Raw genomic sequence first — 4,049 nt, 5'->3', positions numbered from 1 at the left:
ATGCGCTGTGAATATTGGCTCCGATGCTGCCGATCGGACGGTGACCCGGCGTCTCCATGCGACAGGCCGATGGCGGGAGAGACAGTATCGCGCCGCATGGTGGGCACCCGTCCCGCGTGGACGAAGCGGGACGGGTGCGGGTCTTATTTGCCCTTTGCCGCTACCGCGGCCTGGACTCGGGCCTCGACCTGTTCGGGGCTGGGTTGGACGAGCATCTCGCCATTGACGAAGAAGGTCGGGGTGCCCTTGACGCCGACCGCGCGCGCGTCGGCAATGTCCTGCTCCATCCACGCCATCGCATCGGCGGTTGGCATCGCGCGCGCCTTCGCGACATTGAGGCCGGCCTTCTCGGCCGCGGCCCAGGCGCCGTCCATCTTGCCGTCGTGCCAGTCGGGCTGCGCCTCAAGCAGCGCCGCCGTCACCGGCTCGAGCTTGCCCTGGACACGCGCGGCTTCGAGGATCACGATCGCCTCGGCCGAACCGGGGTGCAGCGGCAGGTAGCGCATCACGAGACGCACATCCTTGGGATATTTGGCGACGATACCCTTGACTGTCGGATAGAAGGCACGGCAGGCCTCGCACGACGGGTCGAAGAATTCGACGATCGTGACCGGGGCATTTTTCGGCCCAATGATCGGCGAGTGCGGGCGAATGAGGCTGTCGACGGGTCCCGCCACGACCTTCTTGGTGGGTTCGCCCTCGGCGCTCCCGCTGTAAAGCATCGCGCCACCGGTAAAGGCGAGCGCCGACAGGGCAAGCGTGGCCATCACTCCGATTCGACGGTTCATGATTTCAGTCTCCTTTGGAAGTTGAGCAAGAGGGTCAGGATGAGCGCGAAGGCGGCCAGCGACAGGAGGGGCAGCGGCACGCCTCCGACTGCCATGCTCTCTCCCGAGCATGACGGGCCGCCGGTGCAGGGGACGATCGGAGCCGGAATGACGCCGACATAGAGCAAGCTGTGATAGAATGCGACGAGAGCACCGCCGGCCGCCAGCGCCAGTCCATAAGGAACAACGGCGCGGTCCGACTTGAACGCTGCGATGCCGAGAATGATCGAGAGCGGGAACATGAAGGCGCGCTGGAACCAACAGAGATCACACGGCACTTGGCCCATGACCTCGCCGACGAAGAGGACGGCCAGGCTCGACAGGAAGGCAATTGCCCAAGCTACGCCGAGCGGACGCCATTTGTGCGGTGCCAGCAGCGGAAAGCTCGTCATCGCCGACCACCTTTGAACTTGGACTTGGGCCGTCGCGGCGGCGATTGCGGCTTGCTGTATTTGGACTTCAGGTAGCTGAGCAGGATGCCGTCGATCGAGGCGAGCATTCTTTGAAAGCTGGTGCGGAGGCCGGGAAGCGGGAGCCAGGCAAAAGGCCCGCGGCAGCGATAGCGGTGAACGAACTTCGTCCCGCTTGCCGTCGGCGTCAGGATATAGCTTTCCTCAAACTGGAGGATGAAGCTCGGCTTTACGTCGAGTATCAGCTCTTCCCCGGGGCGCGCGGAGAGCACCGCCGCGGAAACTTCAAGAAACTTGGGCTTTTGCGGATCCATGCGCATCGAATAGCGGATCGCGACCGGGTCCTCGGCAAGCCGCTCGATCCGGACATAAGGGTTCCAGATCCGGTGATTGTCGAAATCGCCGAGGACCGCCCATATTTGTTCCGCACTATAGGGGAGGTCATGCTCCCGCTCGAACTCCATCAGCTTCACTCCTCTATCGATCGGCCGCCGGGCTTTGCCCCGCGCCGATGTCGGTGACGCCCGCAGGCGATGGGTCGGCATGCGCGCCGCCCGTGGTGAACCAGCGGCGCAGGCGCGGTGCCATCCTGCGTTCGAAGCCCGCCGCAAGGCTGAAGGACGCCGGCACGATCAGCAGCGTCAGCATCGTCGAAAGGATAAGCCCGCCGATCACCGTGACCGCCATCGGCGCGCGCCATGCGCCGTCGCCGGTCAGTGATAGCGCGGTCGGGATCATGCCCGCGACCATCGCGACCGTGGTCATCAGGATCGGCTGCGCGCGCTTGTGTCCGGCGTCGACGATCGCCTCGTCGCGCGGCACCCCGGACGCCATTTCCTCGATCGCGAAATCGACCAGCAAGATGCTGTTCTTGCCGACGATACCGAGCAGCATCAGCACGCCGATGAACACGGGAAGCGAGAGCGGATAGCCCGTCAGCAGCAACGCGATCGCCCCGCCGAGGGGGGCGAGCAGAAGCGAGCCCATGTTGACGAAGGGTGGGATGATCTTGCGATAGAGCAGGATCAGGACCGCCAGCACGAGGAATATCCCCGAAACGACCGCGATCGCGAAGTTGCGCAGCATCTCGGCCTGCCATTTGGCACTCCCGAGCACCAGCCGGGCGACCCCGGCGGGTAACGTCTTCAGCGCCGGCAACGCCTCGACTTTCTCCATCGCCTGACCGGTCACGAGACCCGGAGCAAGGTCGGCCCCTATGGTGAGCTGGCGCACCTGGTTGGTCCGATTGATCTGGGTGGGGCCGGCGCCGAAGCCAATCTCTGCGACGACAGAAAGCGGCACCGTTCCCCCGTTCCGGGTCGGAACCGGCATGTTGCGCAGTGTATCGAGCCGCTCGCGCGCGGTTTCCGCTAGCGCGACGCGCACCGGTATCTGCCGGTCGGACAGCGAGAATTTGGCGCTGTTCTGGTCGATCTCGCCAAGCGTCGCGACGCGGATCGACTGGCTGAGCGCCTGGGTGGTGACGCCGAGCTGCGCCGCGAGCGCGAAGCGCGGGCGAATGACGATCTCGGGCCTTTGGAGATTGCCTTCGACACGCGGCGAGCGAATCTCCTTCACACGGGCCATTTCGGCAAGCAGCCGGTTGCCGATATCTTCGAGCTTCTTCGGGTCGTCGCTGCCTAGCGTGATCGAGATGTCACGGCTGCTCCCGCCGCCACCGCCATGCTGCGATTGGAAGTTGATGCGGGCATCGGGAACCTGCGCCAGCCGCGGCGCGCGGTCCTTTTCGAACTCGGTGGAGGTGAGCTCACGGTCCTTGCGCAGTTTCAGATAGACCGTCGCCGTGCCGACATCGATCCGCGACAAGGCGGATTCGACGAGCGGATCGCGCTTCATGAGATCGGTCACTTCGTCGGCCACCGCCTCGGTCTGTTCGAGCGTCGCACCCGGTGCGAGCTGGATGGCGACGCGGCTCGTATCGGAATCGATCGACGGCTGGAAGGTCATGGGAAGCAGCGAGAAGCTGAAGATGGTCGCGAACAGCGCCAGCACGCCGATGCCGACCACCCAGATGCGATGGTCCTTTAAATAGCCGAGCCATTTCCAGCGCCCGCCGCGCGCACGCGCGGCAGCGGCCCCGCTGGTATCGAGGCTCCAGCGCAAGATGCGCATATAGGTGTCGATCAGCGGGCCCTCGCCATGCTTTTGCGGGCCCTGCGCAGAGAGAAAATAGGCAGCGAGCATGGGCGTGATCATGCGCGCGACCGCGAGGCTCATCAGCACCGCGGCCACGACCGTCAGCCCGAAATTCTTGAAATATTGCCCGGCGACGCCCGGCATCAGCCCGACCGGCAGAAACACCGCGACGATCGTCATCGTCGTGGCGAGCACCGCGAGGCCGATCTCGTCGGCGGCGTCGATCGAGGCCTGATAGGCCGATTTGCCCATCCGCATGTGGCGCACGATATTCTCGATCTCGACGATCGCATCGTCGACCAACACGCCGGCAACGAGGCTAAGCGCGAGCAAGGTCATCATGTTGAGCGAGAAGCCCATGAGGTCCATGAACAGGAAGGTCGGTACCGCCGACAGCGGGATGGCAAGCGCCGAGATCAGCGTCGCCCGCCAGTCGCGCAAGAAAAGGAAGACGACGACGACCGCGAGGATCGCGCCTTCGACCATCGCATTGATCGCCGAATGATATTGGCCCTTGGTATATTCGATATCGCTGAACAGCTCGGTGAATTTGACCTTGGGGTTTTCCTTCTCGAGTTTTCGCAGCTCCTCGACCGCAGCGTCATAGACGGTCACATCCGAGGCGCCCTTGGCGCGCTCGAAGCCGAAGGTCAGC

4 protein-coding genes are annotated in these 4,049 nt (G+C 64.3%); all 4 read right to left on the bottom strand.

Annotation, left to right across the window (positions count from 1 at the left end; all coding sequences use genetic code 11):
- Positions 1-143 precede the first annotated feature (143 nt).
- Positions 144-788, bottom strand: a complete 645-nt coding sequence (locus VGN68_RS12635; RefSeq protein WP_058455298.1) for a DsbA family protein — start codon at positions 786-788, stop codon at positions 144-146.
- Positions 785-1,219: a disulfide bond formation protein B gene (locus VGN68_RS12630; RefSeq protein WP_058455299.1), complete on the bottom strand. Its 435-nt coding sequence runs from the start codon at positions 1,217-1,219 to the stop codon at positions 785-787. The genes VGN68_RS12635 and VGN68_RS12630 overlap by 4 nt, the downstream gene beginning before the upstream one ends.
- The gene (locus VGN68_RS12625; protein ID WP_058455300.1) at positions 1,216-1,701 is read right to left on the bottom strand and encodes an SRPBCC family protein; all 486 of its coding nucleotides are present in this window, start codon (positions 1,699-1,701) and stop codon (positions 1,216-1,218) included. The genes VGN68_RS12630 and VGN68_RS12625 overlap by 4 nt, the downstream gene beginning before the upstream one ends.
- 13 nt (positions 1,702-1,714) lie before the next feature.
- Positions 1,715-4,049, bottom strand: a 2,335-nt coding sequence (locus VGN68_RS12620; protein ID WP_327477198.1) for an efflux RND transporter permease subunit, incomplete at its 5' end; no start/stop codon positions are given.

The sequence above is a fragment of the Sphingopyxis sp. genome (genome assembly GCF_035998965.1).
Classification (GTDB): domain Bacteria; phylum Pseudomonadota; class Alphaproteobacteria; order Sphingomonadales; family Sphingomonadaceae; genus Sphingopyxis.
The sequence above is the reverse complement of the archived record's forward strand: the minus strand, read 5'-3'. Positions and strand labels throughout refer to the sequence as shown.